This is a genomic window from Bacillus sp. ISL-46, assembly GCF_018613205.1.
In genome coordinates, this window is record NZ_JAGGQR010000002.1 from 54,419 (window position 1) to 71,691 (window position 17,273).

At 38.2% G+C, this 17,273-nt stretch carries 14 protein-coding genes and 2 riboswitches; all 14 genes read left to right on the plus strand.

Annotation, left to right across the window (positions count from 1 at the left end; all coding sequences use genetic code 11):
• Positions 1-6: 6 nt before the first annotated feature.
• The 14 genes from J7E67_RS01255 to ptsG all read left to right on the plus strand — a co-directional run bounded on the left by J7E67_RS01255 (position 7) and on the right by ptsG (position 17,016).
• Positions 7-471 (plus strand): hypothetical protein, encoded by a 465-nt coding sequence (locus J7E67_RS01255; RefSeq protein WP_214715706.1) that lies wholly within the window; start codon positions 7-9, stop codon positions 469-471.
• Between the two features lie 14 nt (positions 472-485).
• The gene (locus J7E67_RS01260) at positions 486-635 is read left to right on the plus strand and encodes a hypothetical protein (RefSeq protein ID WP_214715708.1); all 150 of its coding nucleotides are present in this window, start codon (positions 486-488) and stop codon (positions 633-635) included.
• A 116-nt stretch (positions 636-751) separates the two neighbouring features.
• On the plus strand, positions 752-1,180 hold the full coding sequence (locus J7E67_RS01265; protein WP_214715709.1) for a hypothetical protein: 429 nt from the start codon (positions 752-754) through the stop codon (positions 1,178-1,180).
• A gap of 302 nt (positions 1,181-1,482) precedes the next feature.
• On the plus strand, positions 1,483-3,282 hold the full coding sequence (locus tag J7E67_RS30985) for a DNA/RNA non-specific endonuclease (protein ID WP_251026496.1): 1,800 nt from the start codon (positions 1,483-1,485) through the stop codon (positions 3,280-3,282).
• A 2-nt stretch (positions 3,283-3,284) separates the two neighbouring features.
• A complete protein-coding gene (locus tag J7E67_RS01275; protein WP_251026497.1) occupies positions 3,285-3,776 on the plus strand; it encodes an immunity protein YezG family protein in 492 nt (163 codons plus the stop codon).
• Positions 3,777-4,386: 610 nt separating this feature from the next.
• The gene (locus J7E67_RS01280; protein ID WP_214715711.1) at positions 4,387-4,929 is read left to right on the plus strand and encodes a hypothetical protein; all 543 of its coding nucleotides are present in this window, start codon (positions 4,387-4,389) and stop codon (positions 4,927-4,929) included.
• Between the two features lie 328 nt (positions 4,930-5,257).
• Positions 5,258-5,512 (plus strand): hypothetical protein, encoded by a 255-nt coding sequence (locus J7E67_RS01285; protein ID WP_214715712.1) that lies wholly within the window; start codon positions 5,258-5,260, stop codon positions 5,510-5,512.
• A gap of 251 nt (positions 5,513-5,763) precedes the next feature.
• Positions 5,764-6,705, plus strand: a complete 942-nt coding sequence (locus J7E67_RS01290; RefSeq protein ID WP_214715723.1) for an AAA family ATPase — start codon at positions 5,764-5,766, stop codon at positions 6,703-6,705.
• Position 6,706: 1 nt separating this feature from the next.
• Positions 6,707-7,930, plus strand: a complete 1,224-nt coding sequence (locus J7E67_RS01295; protein ID WP_214715713.1) for a DUF58 domain-containing protein — start codon at positions 6,707-6,709, stop codon at positions 7,928-7,930.
• Complete coding sequence (locus tag J7E67_RS01300) at positions 7,923-10,142, plus strand: transglutaminase TgpA family protein (RefSeq protein WP_214730729.1); 2,220 nt, start codon at positions 7,923-7,925, stop codon at positions 10,140-10,142. Before J7E67_RS01295 ends, J7E67_RS01300 begins: the two co-directional genes overlap by 8 nt.
• 88 nt (positions 10,143-10,230) lie before the next feature.
• Positions 10,231-10,333: riboswitch (purine riboswitch) on the plus strand.
• Between the two features lie 147 nt (positions 10,334-10,480).
• The gene (gene guaA / locus J7E67_RS01305) at positions 10,481-12,001 is read left to right on the plus strand and encodes a glutamine-hydrolyzing GMP synthase (RefSeq protein ID WP_214715724.1); all 1,521 of its coding nucleotides are present in this window, start codon (positions 10,481-10,483) and stop codon (positions 11,999-12,001) included.
• A 191-nt stretch (positions 12,002-12,192) separates the two neighbouring features.
• Positions 12,193-12,294, plus strand: a riboswitch (purine riboswitch).
• Between the two features lie 113 nt (positions 12,295-12,407).
• On the plus strand, positions 12,408-13,736 hold the full coding sequence (locus J7E67_RS01310) for an NCS2 family permease (protein WP_214730731.1): 1,329 nt from the start codon (positions 12,408-12,410) through the stop codon (positions 13,734-13,736).
• A 174-nt stretch (positions 13,737-13,910) separates the two neighbouring features.
• Positions 13,911-14,753: a glucose PTS transporter transcription antiterminator GlcT gene (glcT, locus tag J7E67_RS01315; RefSeq protein ID WP_214715714.1), complete on the plus strand. Its 843-nt coding sequence runs from the start codon at positions 13,911-13,913 to the stop codon at positions 14,751-14,753.
• A 187-nt stretch (positions 14,754-14,940) separates the two neighbouring features.
• Complete coding sequence (gene ptsG, locus J7E67_RS01320; RefSeq protein ID WP_214715715.1) at positions 14,941-17,016, plus strand: glucose-specific PTS transporter subunit IIBC; 2,076 nt, start codon at positions 14,941-14,943, stop codon at positions 17,014-17,016.
• Positions 17,017-17,273: the final 257 nt, after the last annotated feature.

A 17,273-nucleotide genomic window follows, 5' to 3' on the forward strand; every position in this document is an offset into this window, starting at 1 on the left:
GGTATTATGGATAGATGCGTTGCTGTTTATGATAATAAGAAATATAAGGCCTTTGCAGCAAGGATTAAAGGTCAAATAACGAGCATCAAATTATTTCTGCACCGAAAAGAACCTGGTTTCACATCTGCTATGTCTGCATACGATAAAGATTTACATGAAAAAGAAGTAAAAAAGGAAGAGGTTTCGGAGTTATATCGGGAGTATTTTAAAGCCCGATATAAAAATTATGAATTCTTTGTTACTCGTATTTTCCAGGATGATAAAGAGATGGAAATTGTGACGGCAGATTCCAATTTAGGCAGAGAGTGTAATCTCGATTATCAAGATAGAGATCTGTATATGAAAAGACTAGGATCTGATGATGAATATCAACTTATTCATGTTAAGGAAGATTATCTGACCAAGAACACGATCCGAAGAGAAGTTACTATAGAGGAGTGTTTTAAAATAGAAACTGAGCTTTTTGAATAAGGGGGGATGGATCGATGACAGAAAGTCTTGTACAGGAAAAGATTGCTTTATTAAATGGATACGAAGAATCGTCAGAACAATTTCAGTACTGTTATGAAAAAATTATCTTCGATATCGTCAAAACAAAAGACTTGTTTACGGTGGTAAGGAAGGAATATCAGTAGAAAGTATTAAGGATGGGACGGCTCCCATTTTCTGCGGCATAGACTATAACGATATTCCGAGCGTTTGGTTATTTACTGAGGAAACTATTGCAAAGGAATATACGAACCATTACAACTTGAAAAAAGATGAGGTTGGCTTATATAAGAAAGTAGCCATTGAGGAATTAACGGTTTTTTTATTTAATGCGATGTTTTCTGGGGTCAGTGGATTAATTGTTGATGAAGGGAAAAATACGCTGACCACCAATGTATATGATTTAATAAATACCTCATTACTAGCGATGCAGCGCCAGCCTGTTTTAGAAAAACAAGAATACAAGATTATGACTCTGTTTAATCAAATGAAATTTGGGTCAAAAAAATTATGGATCATACCTGCAAAAGAGACGACAGGGGAAGAGCTAATCTATAATCAGTTTTCTCCGCTGCAAATTGAAAATACTATTAAATTTTATGCAAATCAGGATGAAAGTAAAAAAGAGTCGTTGGAGCATGGTTATAAAAATGAATTTTCAGCATCCGTCGACATAAACAGTCTGTATTAGTATTAAACCATTCTATCAACAAGGGGATAGAGGAAATACTTTTCGTTGGCAATGATTATGAAGTGAAAATGAGTTTTATAAAAGTATTAAATATATTGGCACGAATGAATGATCGAAAACGTAGTTAAATATTAAACCATTATTTTTAAGAGGCTATGGTTTTTCCTGCTAATTAAGGAGAAGCAAGATAGATTAAAGACAGGATTCAAAGTAAATCAGCTTTGAATCTATTTTTATAATCTCTTTTATCTTTACAATATAGATTGCCGAACAGTTCATCGCAAAACTGGGGGTATGATCGAATGGATGTAAAATATATCCCGTCTGACTGGGATAAGATGAAAGACGGCATTGGCGATTTAATTGGCCTGGGCCGCTGGAGCAAAGGGATGATCGATACTCTAAAGGATTTAAATGATAATTTAGAGGATGCTGAGTCTAATATCGCGAACTATGATAGTGATGGGGTCATATCCTTTCATCACACCAGCCAAAAAAGCAGGTACCAAGGATTGTTTGAAGATTTTCAGGTATTACATAGCTTTACCGGGAAGGTTGGGGAGATTGTCGATCGTACAATTGATCAGCCGTTCTATGAAGATATGGATGCGTTTGTTGAAGAAATGCGTGATTTAACGATTTCCAACTATACGACGACTAATCGAGTCGGGGCGACAGAGACTCAATATGTCTATGCAGGTTACGGTCCTGCTCAATCTTTTGAAGTACCTAAAACGGAAGTAAGCTTGGATGACTTGTTTAGTGGTGATAATTACTATGCTAATCAAATGAAGCTTGAATACGATGCTTGGAAAGAACTTAATCCAGACCAGGATTTCTCGCAAGAAGAATATCAACAAGCCGTTTTAAATACACGTGCTTTTGAGTATGAATCCATTCGGAACCAACAAGAAAACAAAGAATTTTGGGTGCAAATTGGGGCGTTAGTGGTCATTGTTGGAGCGACACTCATTTGTCCTCCAGCAGGCATGGCCTTAGGGGCTGCCTATGGTGCAATGGAACTTAGTTCATCTGTTTCCGGCAATGATTGGGTCTCTGGACGGGAGCTTGGGACAGGGGAACGCTGGTTCCGCGGGTTATTAGCTCCGTTGGACATTGTCCCGGGTGTGAGCGGTTTAAGCAAATTTAGCAGCACCGTACGCCTCGTACATGTGGGAGATTCATTCGGCCAGCTAGGCTTGAGAACAGGGGTTAAAGCGGGTCTTCATCAAGGAGTCACTGATATTGATAACATGATCAAAACTGCTGGTCAACAATCGATGACACGATTGAAGAATGCCTCGGCTGCCATAAAAGATGCAGCTGATGTTGTGATAATTAAGCTGGCAAAGGATACAATTGAAATAGGAAGACTAGCGGACACAGTTATAACAGGTATAAATAACACAGTCCCTTTCCCAAAAAGACTTGTGGTAACTTCAACAGGTGAAAAGGTGTATTTCCCTGTAGAAAAAAGTCCAGCCGTGGAGAATTCTTTAAAAGATATAATTAGTAAGATTGATGGAATTAATTTTGAGATTGCTGCAAGTAAAGGTAAGAGCAATGGTAAAAATATAATAAATGATACCATTGTCAAAGAGGTTAGAGAGATAGATTTTGGAGAACATATAATAAAGGGGAAAAATGGAAAAAAAGAACTCCTGCCGAATATAAAATATATAACAAATGATAACTATAAATACACTACTGACGATCTTGGGCGTATTATTGATGTTGATGCTCCTGAGCTTGTATTAAAAAAGGCTGATAGAAATAAATATGCACAAGCCAATGTCGGGGGAGAGGATAGATTACCAGATGATGATGGCGGTCATTTAATTGGAGCACAGTTTAATGGACCGGCTGATATTGATAATCTAGTACCTCAAAATAGTCAAATTAATAGACATGGTGGAGTCTGGTATGAGATGGAGACAGAATGGGCAAATGCACTGAAAGAAATACCACCTAAAAAGGTGTCTGTTCAAATTGAACCCATTTATACCAAGACATCAATGCGACCAGATTCATTTATGGTAGAATACGAGATTGATGGGGATTACCCAGTGATTCGTGAAATTGCGAATAAATCAGGAGGTTGACAATGATGAGCTTTGAACAAAAATTAAATAAATTATATCAACAAATAGCTCGAAAGATTAATGATATGATTCCGGTTGAATGGAGTAATTTTTACTTCAATGGAGAAGTGAAGGGGAAAGAAGGAGGAGTTTTTTTCTTTTTCACACCAAAAGTAGATAATGAAAAAGCTGTTTTTTCACATTTTATTCCCAAATTTTATGGTGTAGATAAGAGACTCTATAATACTGCACTTCATGAATTATTTGAACTAACCCATGCACTTCAAAAGGTATTTATTGATAATGACCAAGAACCTTGGTTTTCGGTCACAATGATAGTAAATGAATCCGGTAAATTAAATGTGAAGTTTGATTATATCAACTGGACTAATAGTGATTTCGGTCCTTCTGCAAGAATTAAATACTTTGAGTATAAATATATAAATCAAGATAATAACGTGCAAGACTTAGAATTAATAGTGAGAATGAAAGAATATGAAGAAACAAACAAATAGCTGGATAAAATACCTTTCCTACTAAAACTAGAACTAAAAAAGGGGTTTTTGTATGGTAAATAATATAAGAGGTGGAATTATGCTTAAGTCTGGTGATTATGCAATAATTAATAATTTCGAATATGAAATATACGATAATGGTGATGACACTTTTAATTTAGTAACAAATGATCCCAATCTATTAAAGAAGGATTTAGTAAGGATAATTTTTCCAATATCTTTTTTAAGATTATTAATGTAAAAGATCTTAAGAACGCTCTTAATGTTAAAACGTATGGAAAATATAAGAATGTAGAGATAAATGTGCATAAGGAAAATGAAAATCAATTTCTGGTTGGTACTTCCGATTCTTCAATAGCTAAAACCTTAGGTTTAGATAGAACTGATAAATATTATTATGAAAAATGGGTGCCAAAAGAAGATGTACAGTTATTTGAAGTCAGAAAGCCACTCATATTTTAAAATTAAACTGAGCTGTATAGCATTAATAAATATAATTAGGAAATATGGGTCGTTAATAAAGGATTCAAAGTCAAATGAGCCTTGAATCCAGTTTTATATTCCCTGATACCAAGGTTTTTCCTAATAGTTTAGGGATGAGATGAATAGAATGGTAGATAAATTAAATTGGGATCAGAATGAAATTAGCTGGTATTTTGGACACGATATTGTTAAAAGAATAAATAATATTATCTTGGCATCAGTAAAAAAGGATAGAAAAATTATCTTCATTGAAGCAGGGACTAACTTTATCACCGAACAAGTGTACTACTTTTTATATAACGGAGATTCGTTTTTTATGTATGATAAAATATCAGGAATTGTTGAATGGAATGCTAATGGGGCATTAACTAAAAAGAAAGTAGATAATATTAAACAGGTATCCTATTATCCAGATGAACAGAGAATTCTAATACTAAAAATGAATGATTATGGAAGTAGTATTCTGGGGTTAGACTTAATGGAAGATCTCGTGTTTGAAATAAGTGAACCTAAGGGATATAGAATGGAATATTTATCAGAAATAAATCAAGCCCCAGTGGTGGTATGTGAAGGGGATGAAAATCATGTTGATACTTTTGGAAGAGGAAGAATGAATTTTTTTATTAATTTAAAAACTGCACAGCTTAAAAAAGGTAATTTAGCGTATTAAAAAATCCCTAGCGGTAAAGAAGCCGCTTAGGTTTTTTTTATCATCCATTACGGAAGTTAAGGGACAAAATAAATTAAGGAATCCAGAATTAAGGTAATGGCTAATAATTTATTAACTATAATTTTACTAAGCTTAAAGTGATCTAAGGAGGATAAAATTTGGTTAAAAAAATTATTAGGTGAACAATTGGGCATAAAAAATCCCATAGAATATTATTGGGGTGTAATTAACCCATGGGTAGACATGAGGAGCGGCCAGGCGGAGATTCATATAACATATTCCTAAACTAGGATTCAAAGGGAATGGCTACTGGAGAGTGAAGGTAATTATGACAAAAAATGAATTCTTAAATAAGATTTCAAATGAAAATCCTAATATTGGTGCATATCAGATTGAAACGGATTGCATTACAGAAGCCTCCTTTGTCCTCGGATGTTATTATGATGGTGAGGATGAGATTTGGAAAATATATGAAACTGGTGAACGAGGCTTTAAATCGATTATCTTTAAGGCAGCAGATGAAAATACAGCTTTTGCTAAACTATATAAACTAGTAGGCATGCATGAAAGATTAAATGAATAACTCTGAAAAGATTATGATAAACAGCAATTAATCCAAAAGATTTATAAATTAAGGAGTCTACTCTTTTTATGGGAGTAGGCTTTTTTGTTTAGTGACACTTTTGTCATTAAATTTCTGTCTAACATTTACCCAGTTTTGAATATTGTGTGCCCATTTTTAAAGGAATATTTTAGGAGTACATAGAATAGTTACATGAATCCCCTAATCAGCTATTAAACATCCGAGGAGGAGTCACCTTGTCTCTTGAACAAATGAATCCCGTGATTGAAAAAATACTCGTAAACATTGAAAAGGTTATGATTGGAAAAAGAGACGTTGCTGAACTTAGTCTGGTTGCCCTGTTAGCTGGCGGCCACGTCTTGTTAGAAGACGTACCAGGTGTCGGGAAAACGATGATGGTTCGTGCCCTGGCAAAGTCTGTGAATGCCAACTTCCGCAGAATTCAATTCACACCCGATCTATTGCCCTCCGATGTAACCGGAGTCTCCATATATAATCCAATAGAAATGGAATTTCAATTTCGTCCCGGTCCGTTAATGGGGAACATCATTCTTGCCGATGAAATTAACCGGACATCCCCGAAGACACAGTCGGCACTCTTAGAAGGGATGGAGGAAGCGAGTGTAACCATTGATGGAATAACCCATCAACTGAACAAACCATTTTTCGTTATGGCAACGCAAAACCCAATCGAATATGAAGGGACATACCCGCTCCCTGAGGCACAACTTGACCGTTTTTTATTAAAAATGAAAATGGGTTACCCGGACTTACAAGAGGAAATGGAAGTGTTAAACCGAGCACAAAAAATCCCGCCGATTGAGGATTTAACGCCAGTGATTGACCTTGAAGGCCTCCGCGATTTACAAAAAGAAATTAAAGATGTCTTCGTCGATGATACGATTAAGCGTTACATTGTCGACATTGTCAATCGCACAAGGGGCCACGGCAGCGTTTACCTTGGGGCAAGTCCAAGGGGTTCAATCGCCTTGATGAAAGCAGCACAGGCCTATTCGTATATGTTTGGACGTGAATATGTCCTGCCTGATGACATTCAATATTTGGCCCGATTTGTCTTATCCCATCGGATTATTTTGAAATCAGAGGCAAAGTTTGAAGGGATTACTGCTGAAGAAATAGTTAATCGGGTGGTTGCAAGAGTACCTGTACCGGTCCAAAGGTTAGTGAAATAGAATGAAAAAGCTCTGGATTCCAATCAAAAAAGTGTGGAAGTTTATCCTGTTACTTTTTTTGATTCTGTTAACCTTTTCTTACGCGATGTTCCAAGGAGGGTTTGTCAGCTGGTTTTTATTTTATAGCTTTTTACCCTTTGCGATCTATTGTGTGGCCATATCCTTCTACTCCTTAAATGAACTTGAAGTCACAAGAATATTGCAAAAATTGGATTACAACGCGGGGGAACCTTTAAAGGTAGCAGTTACAGTGAAAAGGTCAAAATCCTTTCCGTTATTTTATTTACTTGTCGAGGACAACTTAGAGGATTCCTTGAAATTTGCCAATCAGCAAAAGAAACCAAAGGCACTTCTTTTACCGGGCTTGAAAAAGGAATTTTCTTATGAATATATCATTGATGAGCTGCCGCGCGGTGAACATTTTTTTCAGTCCTTTACCTTAAGAATCGGTGATCCACTTGGTTTATTTGAAAAAGAAAAAAGGTTAACTGTAGAGGGAAAAATTATTGTCTATCCAGCTTATTCTGAGTTATCATATCGTCCATTTGAAAATCAGTATGATCAAGGGCTGACCGCATCAAGGGAACGTGTGCAGCGTGATACATCAATGGCTACGGGAGTAAGGGACTACCAGCCTGGTGACCGATTTTCGTGGATTAACTGGAAAGCCTCTGCGAAACGAAACGTACTAATGACAAAGGAATTTGAGCAGCGGCAATCACACGATGTGTTCGTTGTCATGGATTGTGTACCGGATAAGCACTTTGAGCCAGTTGTATCGTTTACCGCCTCCTTGCTGCGGGCCATTTTGAAAAAAGGAGCCCAGACAGGCCTATTAACGATTAGCAACGAGCGGGCATCGTTCCCGATCCGAGGCGGAGAACAGCATCTCCAGCAACTCTTTTATCATTTAGCAAAAATAGAAGCGAAATGTATCTCACCTTTTGAAAAGGTGTTAGATACAGATGGTCTGTTTATCCAACAAACGGTTTCATTTATGCTTGTCACTGCACAGATAACCAAACCCTTGATTGAAAAAGCAAGTTTTCTTGGACAACGAAAAGGAGGAACCATTACGATTTTTCTAATAAAGGGGGAGAAAGAATCCCCAACAGAAAACGAAAGATCACTCATTGCAATGGCCAATGCACGAGGGGTGCGGATTGTTATGGTTCATGAAGGTCAACACAAGGCAGCCTTTTCGGAGGTGAACTTTTTTGATTAAAAGGGATTATCCGTCGTTTCTGTTATATACGTTTGGTTTTCTATTATTATGGGAGTGGCTTCGTCCAGTTGAACAATTAACGGAAACGGAACATATTGAAACATTTATTATTTTCCTGATTATTTCGTTTGCCCTCTCTTTTTTACATCTAAAATGGATTTGGCAATATCTGATTAAAATGATATTTATCTTATATTCTATCAACCGCATCCACTATGATGAAGGGTTCTTTCAGTTTAGCTGGGTTAAGTCCTTATTAACGGATGTGATCGATAATATTGGCTTGATCGCTGCAAGGGACTGGAACGACTTATCCAATGAGTTCCGGACACTATTATTCTTTGTCCTGCTTTGGCTAATGGTCTATTTAATTCATTATTGGCTCTTAAACCGGAAACGAATATTTATCTTTTATCTTATGACATTGATTTATATTACGGTTTTGGATACGTTTACCCCTTATAGCGCAAAAGCGGCGATTGTCAGAACAGTGGTGGCTGGTTTTGCGGTAATGGGGATGCTGACGTTTTACCGGATTATCCAGAGGGAGAATGTAAACATCGAGCCAGCTTTCTTTCGAAAGTGGATGGTGCCGCTAGCAAGAATGATTGCATTTAGTGTTTTTCTAGGAATAGTGGTACCAAAAGCTGAACCGATATGGCCCGATCCTGTTCCCTATTTAACAGCTAATAACGATAAAGTTCCAGAACGCAATCTTAGTGGTGTGCATCGAATTGGCTACGGAACGAATGATTCGGCTTTAGGCGGCCCATTTATAGGGGACAACAACCCGGTTTTTAACTATGAAGCGAACGGAAAAAGTTATTGGAAGATGGAAACGAAGGATGTGTACACAGGAAAAGGCTGGCTAACATCTGGGACAACGCCCATTTCCTTCCGACAGGAAGACTTGGTCCCTGTTTATTCATTGCCTAAAACTGTGGAGACAATTAAGGAATCCGCCCGTGTATTAACCCATGTAGGTTATAATTATAACTATCTTATGTATCCTGCCGGTATTAATAAAGTGTTAAAAATTCTGCCGCTTGATGCAGCTGGAAATGACTTTGAGGTCGATACAACGAATGAGAGAATCAGCTTTTACAATCATAACAAAGCTCCTGTTGTACCTCGCGTCTTTACAGTTGAATTTGAAACACCCAAATATAAAGCAAAGGATTTAGTCCAAACAACTAGTTTTGATCCGACAAGCATCAACCCTGAATTTTATGAAAAGTATACCCGACTGCCCGAGGGGCTCCCACCTAGAGTTAAAGAGTTAGCAGAAGAAATTACTGCCTCAAAATCGAATTGGTTCGATAAAGCGAAGGCAGTGGAAAGTTATTTTGGAAAAGCGGAATTCACCTACGACCAAAAAAATGTTGCGGTGCCTGACACCAACGATGATTATGTCGATCAGTTTTTATTTGATACAAAAAGGGGTTATTGCGATAATTTCTCCTCATCCATGGCGGTTATGCTTCGAACACTGGGGATTCCCACTCGCTGGGTCAAAGGGTTTACGGGCGGAGATTTTCTCCAATATAGTGATGAGGCTTCAGGGGTACAGGTTTATGAAGTAACAAATAATAATGCCCACTCCTGGGTGGAGGTCTTTTTTCCAAATCAAGGCTGGGTCCCATTTGAGCCAACAAAGGGCTTTTCAAATGAAATCATCATCAATTATGAATCAACAGCGACATCATCATCTAATCCGCAAACCAGCACCCCAACTGTGAAAAAGCCTCAGCAGGAAAATCTTAATGATACGAAGGCGTCAAATGATTCGAATCAATTCTCTGATATCAAAAGAATATGGACTGATTCAAAATTGTTTTTGAAAAATAATTGGATGCGGATGGTTCTTATATTCATACTCTTAGCAGGAGTATTTACGATTCTTTATCGGGGCCGTGGGAAGTGGGTTCCGTACTTGCTGTTAGCGGTTTATCGGTTCAAGAAAAAGGATGAAAGTTTCGGTGCTGCCTACCTGGCTTTATTAGAACAGTTCGATCGCTACGGTTTAAAGCGGAAGGAGAACCAAACACTGAGGAACTATGCCCGTTATATTGATTCGTTCTTTTCGACGAGAGAGATGTCCCGATTGACAGCTATTTATGAAAATTATGTGTATCATCAAAACCTGCCAAAGGGAACTTGGGAAGAATCGCATGAATTATGGGAAAATTTAATCAAAAAAACAATTGCTTGACCAGAAAAACGACCTATTGTTACAATATGTACTATTCAATGTCTAGCGTAAGCTATTAGCGGAATTCGCTATATGGTGTGTGCGCTTTTCAAAATATGTACGTTTCCTTCATATATCCTCGAAAATAAGGTTCGAGAGTCTCTACCGGGTCACCGTATAATGACCTGACTATGAAGGCAGGATTTTTCTGTGAGCATCTTGCAAGAAAACTAGAATTCTGCCTTCCTGATATTTAATGGAGGGAGAATTCTAGTTTTTTTTATATCATTTGTTGTTACGGTTAATACTAACTATATCTTTAGAAAATTGGGGTGAATGCTTTGCCAGGAAAGCATGAAATGATTATTGTATTAGATTTTGGGAGTCAATATAACCAGCTAATTACTCGCAGGATTCGCGAGTTCGGGGTATACAGTGAACTGCATCCGCATACGATTACAGCAGAAGAAATTCGCCAATTAAACCCAACAGGGATTATTTTTTCGGGCGGACCAAACAGTGTGTACGATGAAAATTCCTTCCGTTGTGATGAAGAAATATTTGAAATGGGTCTGCCTATTCTCGGAATTTGTTACGGGATGCAATTAATGACTGTCCATTTCAATGGGAAGGTTGAAAAAGCTAAAGAACGTGAATACGGGAAAGCAACCATGACGGTGCAGCATGAATCAGCGCTATTTAGCGGCCTGCCTAAAGAGCAAACCGTATGGATGAGCCACGGCGATCTTGTGGTAGAAGCTCCTGCAGGTTTTACTGTTGACGGCACGAACCCAACCTGCCCGATTTCCGCGATGAGTAATGAAGAGCGAAAGCTATACGCTGTTCAGTTTCATCCGGAAGTACGTCATTCTGTTTATGGAAATGAATTGCTTAGAAATTTTGTTTTTAACGTTTGTAAAAGCAGCGGTGATTGGTCAATGGGGAATTACATTGAAATCGAGATGGCGAAGATTCGCGAACAGGTTGGCGATAAAAAGGTGCTTTGTGCCTTAAGTGGCGGGGTTGACTCTTCCGTTGTTGCCGTGTTAATTCATAAAGCGATTGGTGACCAACTAACTTGTATTTTTGTGGACCATGGTCTTCTCCGTAAAAATGAAGCAGAAAGTGTGATGAAGACTTTCTCTGAAGGCTTCCATATGAATGTAATCAAGGTCGATGCTAAAGAACGTTTCCTATCGAAGTTGGAAGGCGTTTCTGACCCTGAAAAGAAACGGAAAATCATCGGCAATGAGTTTATCTATGTATTTGATGATGAAGCAACAAAGCTTAAGGGCATCGAGTTTTTAGCCCAAGGAACGCTTTATACCGATATCATTGAAAGTGGTACAGCTACGGCACAGACGATTAAATCACATCACAATGTAGGCGGTCTGCCAGAAGATATGCAGTTTACTTTAATTGAACCATTAAGCACCTTGTTTAAAGATGAAGTCCGTGCACTTGGAACAGAGCTTGGCATTCCGGATGATATCGTCTGGAGACAGCCTTTCCCAGGCCCAGGTCTAGGAATTCGCGTCCTAGGAGCTATTTCAGATGATAAACTTGAAATCGTTCGTGATTCGGATTGGATCCTTCGTGAGGAAATTAAAAAGGCTGGGCTTGACCGAGAAATATGGCAGTATTTCACCGTACTTCCAGACATTCGCAGTGTCGGGGTAATGGGTGATGCAAGAACTTACGATTATACCATCGGTATCCGAGCAGTTACCTCGATTGACGGAATGACATCCGATTGGGCAAGGATTCCGTGGGATGTCCTAGAAGTAATTTCGACGCGTATTGTTAACGAAGTAGCGCATGTGAACCGGGTAGTGTACGACATTACCAGCAAGCCGCCAGCAACAATTGAGTGGGAATAAGAAAAGCAGAAGCGCCTAGGCGCTGGAGTTAGACAATAAGAAAAGCGATAACGTAAGAACTGGAACTATAGTTCCAGTTCTTATTTATTTTAGGAGTGAAATATTCACGAACGATTTCAATTTTAATTTTAAAATCGTTCGTATTTTTTGTTTACAAGATATTTTTTTCCTGCTAAAATAAAAAACGAGTTAAGAGAATATAATAATTGCATCGTATAATCTTGGGGATATGGCCCAAAAGTTTCTACCGAGCCACCGTAAATGGCTTGACTACGAGGAAGTGTCATTAATAAAGAGGCTAGCTTCCTTTTCCTCTATTATTGCACATGCCTAAAGTCACGCTCCGGTAGAATATACCGGAGCTTTTTTTTGCATAATAAAGAAAAGATTCATAGGGGGAAAAGAAATGCAGAAGTATTTTGAGTTTGAGAAACACGGTACAAATTATCGCCGCGAGTTTATTGGTGGACTGACCACCTTCTTAGCGATGGCTTATATACTAGTTGTTAACCCGTTAACATTATCATTAGCATCGATAAAGGATTATCCTGATGCCTTACGAATGGATTATGGTGCCGTATTTGTGGCAACAGCCCTCGCATCAGCGATAGGATCGATTGTCATGGGACTTCTTGGAAAGTATCCACTAGCACTAGCCCCGGGAATGGGCTTGAATGCGTTCTTTGCTTATACAGTTGTATTAGGAAGCGGGATTCCTTGGCAGCATGCCCTTGGCGCAGTGCTTATCTCAGGTGTATTTTTCTTCTTATTAACGCTCACTGGCCTGCGAGAAAAAATTATTAACGCCATTCCAGTCGATTTAAAACACGCCGTTGGTGCCGGGATTGGCTTATTCATTACCTTTATCGGATTACAAAATGCTGGTATTGTGGTCAATAATGATGCAACACTTGTTGGTTTAGGCGATTTGACAGCAGGACCTACTTTACTTGCTATTTTTGGGATCGTTGTTACAGTAATTATGATGACAAGAGGTATTAATGGTGCCGTATTTTATGGAATGGTCATCACAGTAATCGTCGGAATGATCTTTAACTTAATTGATATGCCGCATAAAGTAGTCGATTCAGTTCCAAGTTTAGCGCCGACCTTTGGTGCAGCCTTCTCTTCGTTCGGAGATAGTTCTTTTTATACAACTGCAATGCTTGGAATTATTCTAACTTTCTTGTTTGTTGATTTCTTTGACAATGCTGGTACACTTGTCGCAGTGGCGAACCAAGCGGGAATTATGAAAGACAATAAACTGCCTCGAGCTGGACGCGCGTTAATTTCGGATTCGATTGCAACAACTGTCGGTGCAGTACTTGGTACATCCACTACAACGTCTTACATTGAGTCATCTGCAGGGGTCGCCTCTGGAGCGAGAACTGGGTTTGCAGCTTTAGTAACAGCCGGATTCTTTATCTTATCGTTATTCTACTTTCCGTTATTATCGGTTGTTACAGCACCTGTAACGGCACCTGCTTTAATTATTGTTGGGGTATTAATGGTATCTTCATTAGGGAAAATTGATTGGCAGCGTTTTGAGATTGCTGTTCCAGCATTCTTAACGATGATTGCGATGCCACTGACTTACAGTATTGCCACTGGTATTGCTGTTGGGTTTATCTTCTACCCAATTACGATGATCGTAAAGGGCAGAACAAAAGAAATCCACCCGGTCATGTACTTCTTTTTTGTAATCTTTGTACTATATTTCATTTTCTTAAAATAAGTCAAAAGGAACTGTGGGCTGCCACAGTTCTTTTTTATTGGGTTGAGAGGGATGAAATTTGAATAAATTACTAGTCGTAAGTTCATGTAGCTGTCGAACTTTGTCGTTGACTTCCTGTTTTCTCTCTTTTATCCTGTAAATAATAGGTTAAAAGGTAGAAATGGGGAATTGGGTATGGCAGAACTGCTGATTGAAAAGGTTTTAAATAATAATGTTTTAATTGCTGAACACCCTTCCTATGGAGAAGTTGTTTTGATCGGCAAAGGACTTGGCTTTAATCGCAAGCGCGGGGACTATATCGAAACAGATTCAGTGGAAAAACTCTTTGTCTTAAAAAATGAAAAGGAGCAAGAAAATTATATTAAATTGCTTCCTTTTATCGATAATGAATACTTAGAGGTAATCATAACCTCCATTGAATTAATCAAGCAACGAACAAATTCGGTGTTAAACGAACATATCCATGTGGCATTAACGGACCATCTTATGTTTGCTTTAACGAGGGTCTCGCAAGGAATGGAATTGAAAAATCCATTTTTAGTGGAGACGAAAACGCTTTACCGTCACGAGTACGAAGTGGCAAAAGACGTCGTGGAGCTCATTAAGGATAAGACAGGAATTGGCCTTCCGATTGGGGAAATAGGATTTATCGCCCTGCATATTCATAGTGCGCTAACAAATAAAAATCTTTCGGATGTAAATCAACACTCACAACTAGTCAGTATATTGGTCGATATGGTTGAAGAGCAGCTTGAAATAGAGATAGATAAAGAAGGAATCGATTATATGAGACTGGTTCGTCACCTTCGCTTTGCCATTGATAGAGTAGTTAAGGGTGAAAAAGTCGATGAACCAGAAAAAATTTCTTCCCTATTGAAAGATGAATATCCTGTATGTTATAATCTTTCATGGAAGCTCATTAAAGTGATGCAACAATCATTAAAATTGAAAGTCTTTGATGCAGAAGCAGTATATTTAACAATGCATTTGCAGCGACTTCAGAAAAAATTTAAATAGCAATTATTTTTTACGTGTTACTGATTCGATCAGGCATGAGTAAAAAGTTTAATTGAAATGAAGTTAATGGGGTAATCTATACCCATGGTTTCATTCAGTTGATTTTTTACTCATGCCTTTTTTTATTGCCTTTTTTGGATAATGTAACCGCTTTATGAGCTAAACAAAAAATTAGGAGGTATTTTTTATGTTTAAAAATGCTTTTGGTGTTTTACAGAAAGTCGGTAAAGCGCTTATGTTACCAGTAGCGATCTTGCCTGCTGCCGGAATATTATTAGCAGTTGGTAATGCGCTTCAAAACCCAACATTAATTGACCTCGCCCCGTTCTTAGATAATAGTGGGATCGCGATGGTTGCGAAAATTATGGAGCAGGCAGGTAGTGTTATATTTGGTAACCTGTCCTTGTTATTTGCTGTTGGGGTAGCGATTGGACTAGCTGGAGGAGAAGGTGTAGCTGGACTTGCTGCGATTGTAGGGTTCCTGATTATGAATGCAACCATGGGAACAGCTTTAGGTATAGATGCAGATGCACTTGCCAAAAATCCTCAAAGTTACGCATCTGTTTTAGGGATTCCAACACTGCAAACCGGAGTTTTTGGAGGTATCATCGTCGGTCTGATTGCCGCGTATATGTATAATAGATTCTTCGAAATTGAATTGCCATCCTATCTAGGATTCTTTGCTGGTAAGCGATTCGTTCCAATTGCAACGGCTGCAAGTACTGTTCTTTTAGGATTGCTAATGATTGTTATTTGGCCTCCAATTCAAACAGGCTTGAATCTATTCTCCACTAACATGGTTGATGCAAACAGAACTGTTGCTGCCTTTATTTTTGGGGTCATTGAACGTTCGTTAATTCCATTTGGATTGCATCATATTTTCTATGCGCCATTCTGGTATGAATTTGGTAGCTATACAAATTCTGCTGGCGATCTTGTACGTGGTGACCAACGTATTTTCATGGAACAAATTAAAGATAATGTCCAACATTTAACTGCAGGTACATTTACAACGGGTAAATATCCGTTTATGATGTTTGGACTTCCTGCAGCAGCACTAGCCATTTACCATGAAGCTCGACCAGAAAAGAAAGCGATTGTAGGGGGATTGATGGCTTCTGCAGCGTTAACTTCTTTCCTAACAGGTATTACAGAACCAATTGAGTTCTCATTCTTGTTTGTTGCTCCAGTATTATTTGGAATCCACGCAATTTTTGCGGGATTATCCTTTATGACAATGCACTTGTTAAATGTAAAAATCGGGATGACGTTCTCAGGTGGATTAATTGACTATATTCTTTTTGGTTTAATTAACCCACAAACAAATGCGTGGATCGTTATACCAGTAGGTCTTGTCTTTGCGTTGATTTATTACTTTGGTTTCCGATTTGCGATTCGCAAGTGGAATTTAAAAACACCAGGTCGTGAATTAGAAGAAGATGATGATAGCCAAGCACCGACAGGCAAAGCAGGCTCAGGTGATTTAGCTGCTAATATTTTAGATGCAATGGGTGGTAAGGAAAATATTGCTCATTTAGATGCTTGTATTACACGTCTCCGTGTATCGGTTAATGATAGTAAAAACGTTGATAAAGCCCAACTGAAAAAACTTGGAGCTGCGGGTGTCCTTGAAGTAGGTAATAACATTCAAGCGATTTTTGGACCACGCTCTGAAACAATCAAAGGACAAATGAAAGATATCATGTCAGGTAAGAGACCTCGTACGACTTCTGTTGATACACCAGAAAAAGGTGCAGAACAACAAAGCGGGGCCACTAATTCAGATGCACTTCAAAAAGCACGTGAAAATGAAGTATTTGCAGCGCCGCTTAAAGGTGAAATCAAACCGATTACCGAAGTGCCGGATCAGGTGTTTGCTGGAAAAATGATGGGCGATGGCTTTGCGATTGTACCGGCAGAAGGAACGATTGTTTCACCTGTCAACGGAAAAATCGTAAACCTATTCCCAACAAAACATGCAATTGGTATTTTATCTGATACTGGTCGTGAAATACTGATTCATGTGGGGATTGATACTGTTAATTTAAAAGGCCAAGGATTTGAGACATTAGTGTCAGAAAATGACATTGTCGAACAAGGACAGCCTTTATTGAAAGTAGATTTAAATTACATTAAAGAACACGCAACATCTACAATCACACCAATTGTCTTCACGAACTTAGCTGAGGGTGAAAAAGTCGTTATTAATAAACAAGGTCAAGTGGAGTTGAAGCAAGAAGGAATCATCAAGATTACTAAGTAAATTGGGAGCCGGTCCAAATGTTTGGATCGGCTTTTATACTTATTAATAGAAGAAAGTGGATATACAAATTTATTTGAAATTTTTATTGACGTTGTCTAAACTAGGTGGTAGTATATTAAAGCAGTCGTTATTGACGAGTTAACAACTTGTTGGTGTTGAAAAATATTTGATAAGTTGGTTGACAACGAATTACTGAGGTGTTATAGTTATAAAGTTGCTTCAAACGAAGTAACAAGCTTGTTCTTTGAAAACTAAAC

What these genes read in the sequence shown, in the direction of transcription:
- J7E67_RS30985 (WP_251026496.1), top strand. Translation starts at nt 1,483, where the DNA reads ATGGATGTAAAATATATCCCGTCTGACTGGGATAAGATGAAAGACGGC.
- J7E67_RS01275 (WP_251026497.1), top strand. Translation starts at nt 3,285, where the DNA reads ATGATGAGCTTTGAACAAAAATTAAATAAATTATATCAACAAATAGCT.
- J7E67_RS01290 (WP_214715723.1), top strand. Translation starts at nt 5,764, where the DNA reads ATGAATCCCGTGATTGAAAAAATACTCGTAAACATTGAAAAGGTTATG.
- J7E67_RS01295 (WP_214715713.1), top strand. Translation starts at nt 6,707, where the DNA reads ATGAAAAAGCTCTGGATTCCAATCAAAAAAGTGTGGAAGTTTATCCTG.
- glcT (WP_214715714.1), top strand. Translation starts at nt 13,911, where the DNA reads ATGGCAGAACTGCTGATTGAAAAGGTTTTAAATAATAATGTTTTAATT.
- guaA (WP_214715724.1), top strand. Translation starts at nt 10,481, where the DNA reads ATGATTATTGTATTAGATTTTGGGAGTCAATATAACCAGCTAATTACT.
- J7E67_RS01255 (WP_214715706.1), top strand. Translation starts at nt 7, where the DNA reads ATGGATAGATGCGTTGCTGTTTATGATAATAAGAAATATAAGGCCTTT.
- J7E67_RS01310 (WP_214730731.1), top strand. Translation starts at nt 12,408, where the DNA reads ATGCAGAAGTATTTTGAGTTTGAGAAACACGGTACAAATTATCGCCGC.
- J7E67_RS01260 (WP_214715708.1), top strand. Translation starts at nt 486, where the DNA reads ATGACAGAAAGTCTTGTACAGGAAAAGATTGCTTTATTAAATGGATAC.
- J7E67_RS01285 (WP_214715712.1), top strand. Translation starts at nt 5,258, where the DNA reads ATGACAAAAAATGAATTCTTAAATAAGATTTCAAATGAAAATCCTAAT.
- ptsG (WP_214715715.1), top strand. Translation starts at nt 14,941, where the DNA reads ATGTTTAAAAATGCTTTTGGTGTTTTACAGAAAGTCGGTAAAGCGCTT.
- J7E67_RS01280 (WP_214715711.1), top strand. Translation starts at nt 4,387, where the DNA reads ATGGTAGATAAATTAAATTGGGATCAGAATGAAATTAGCTGGTATTTT.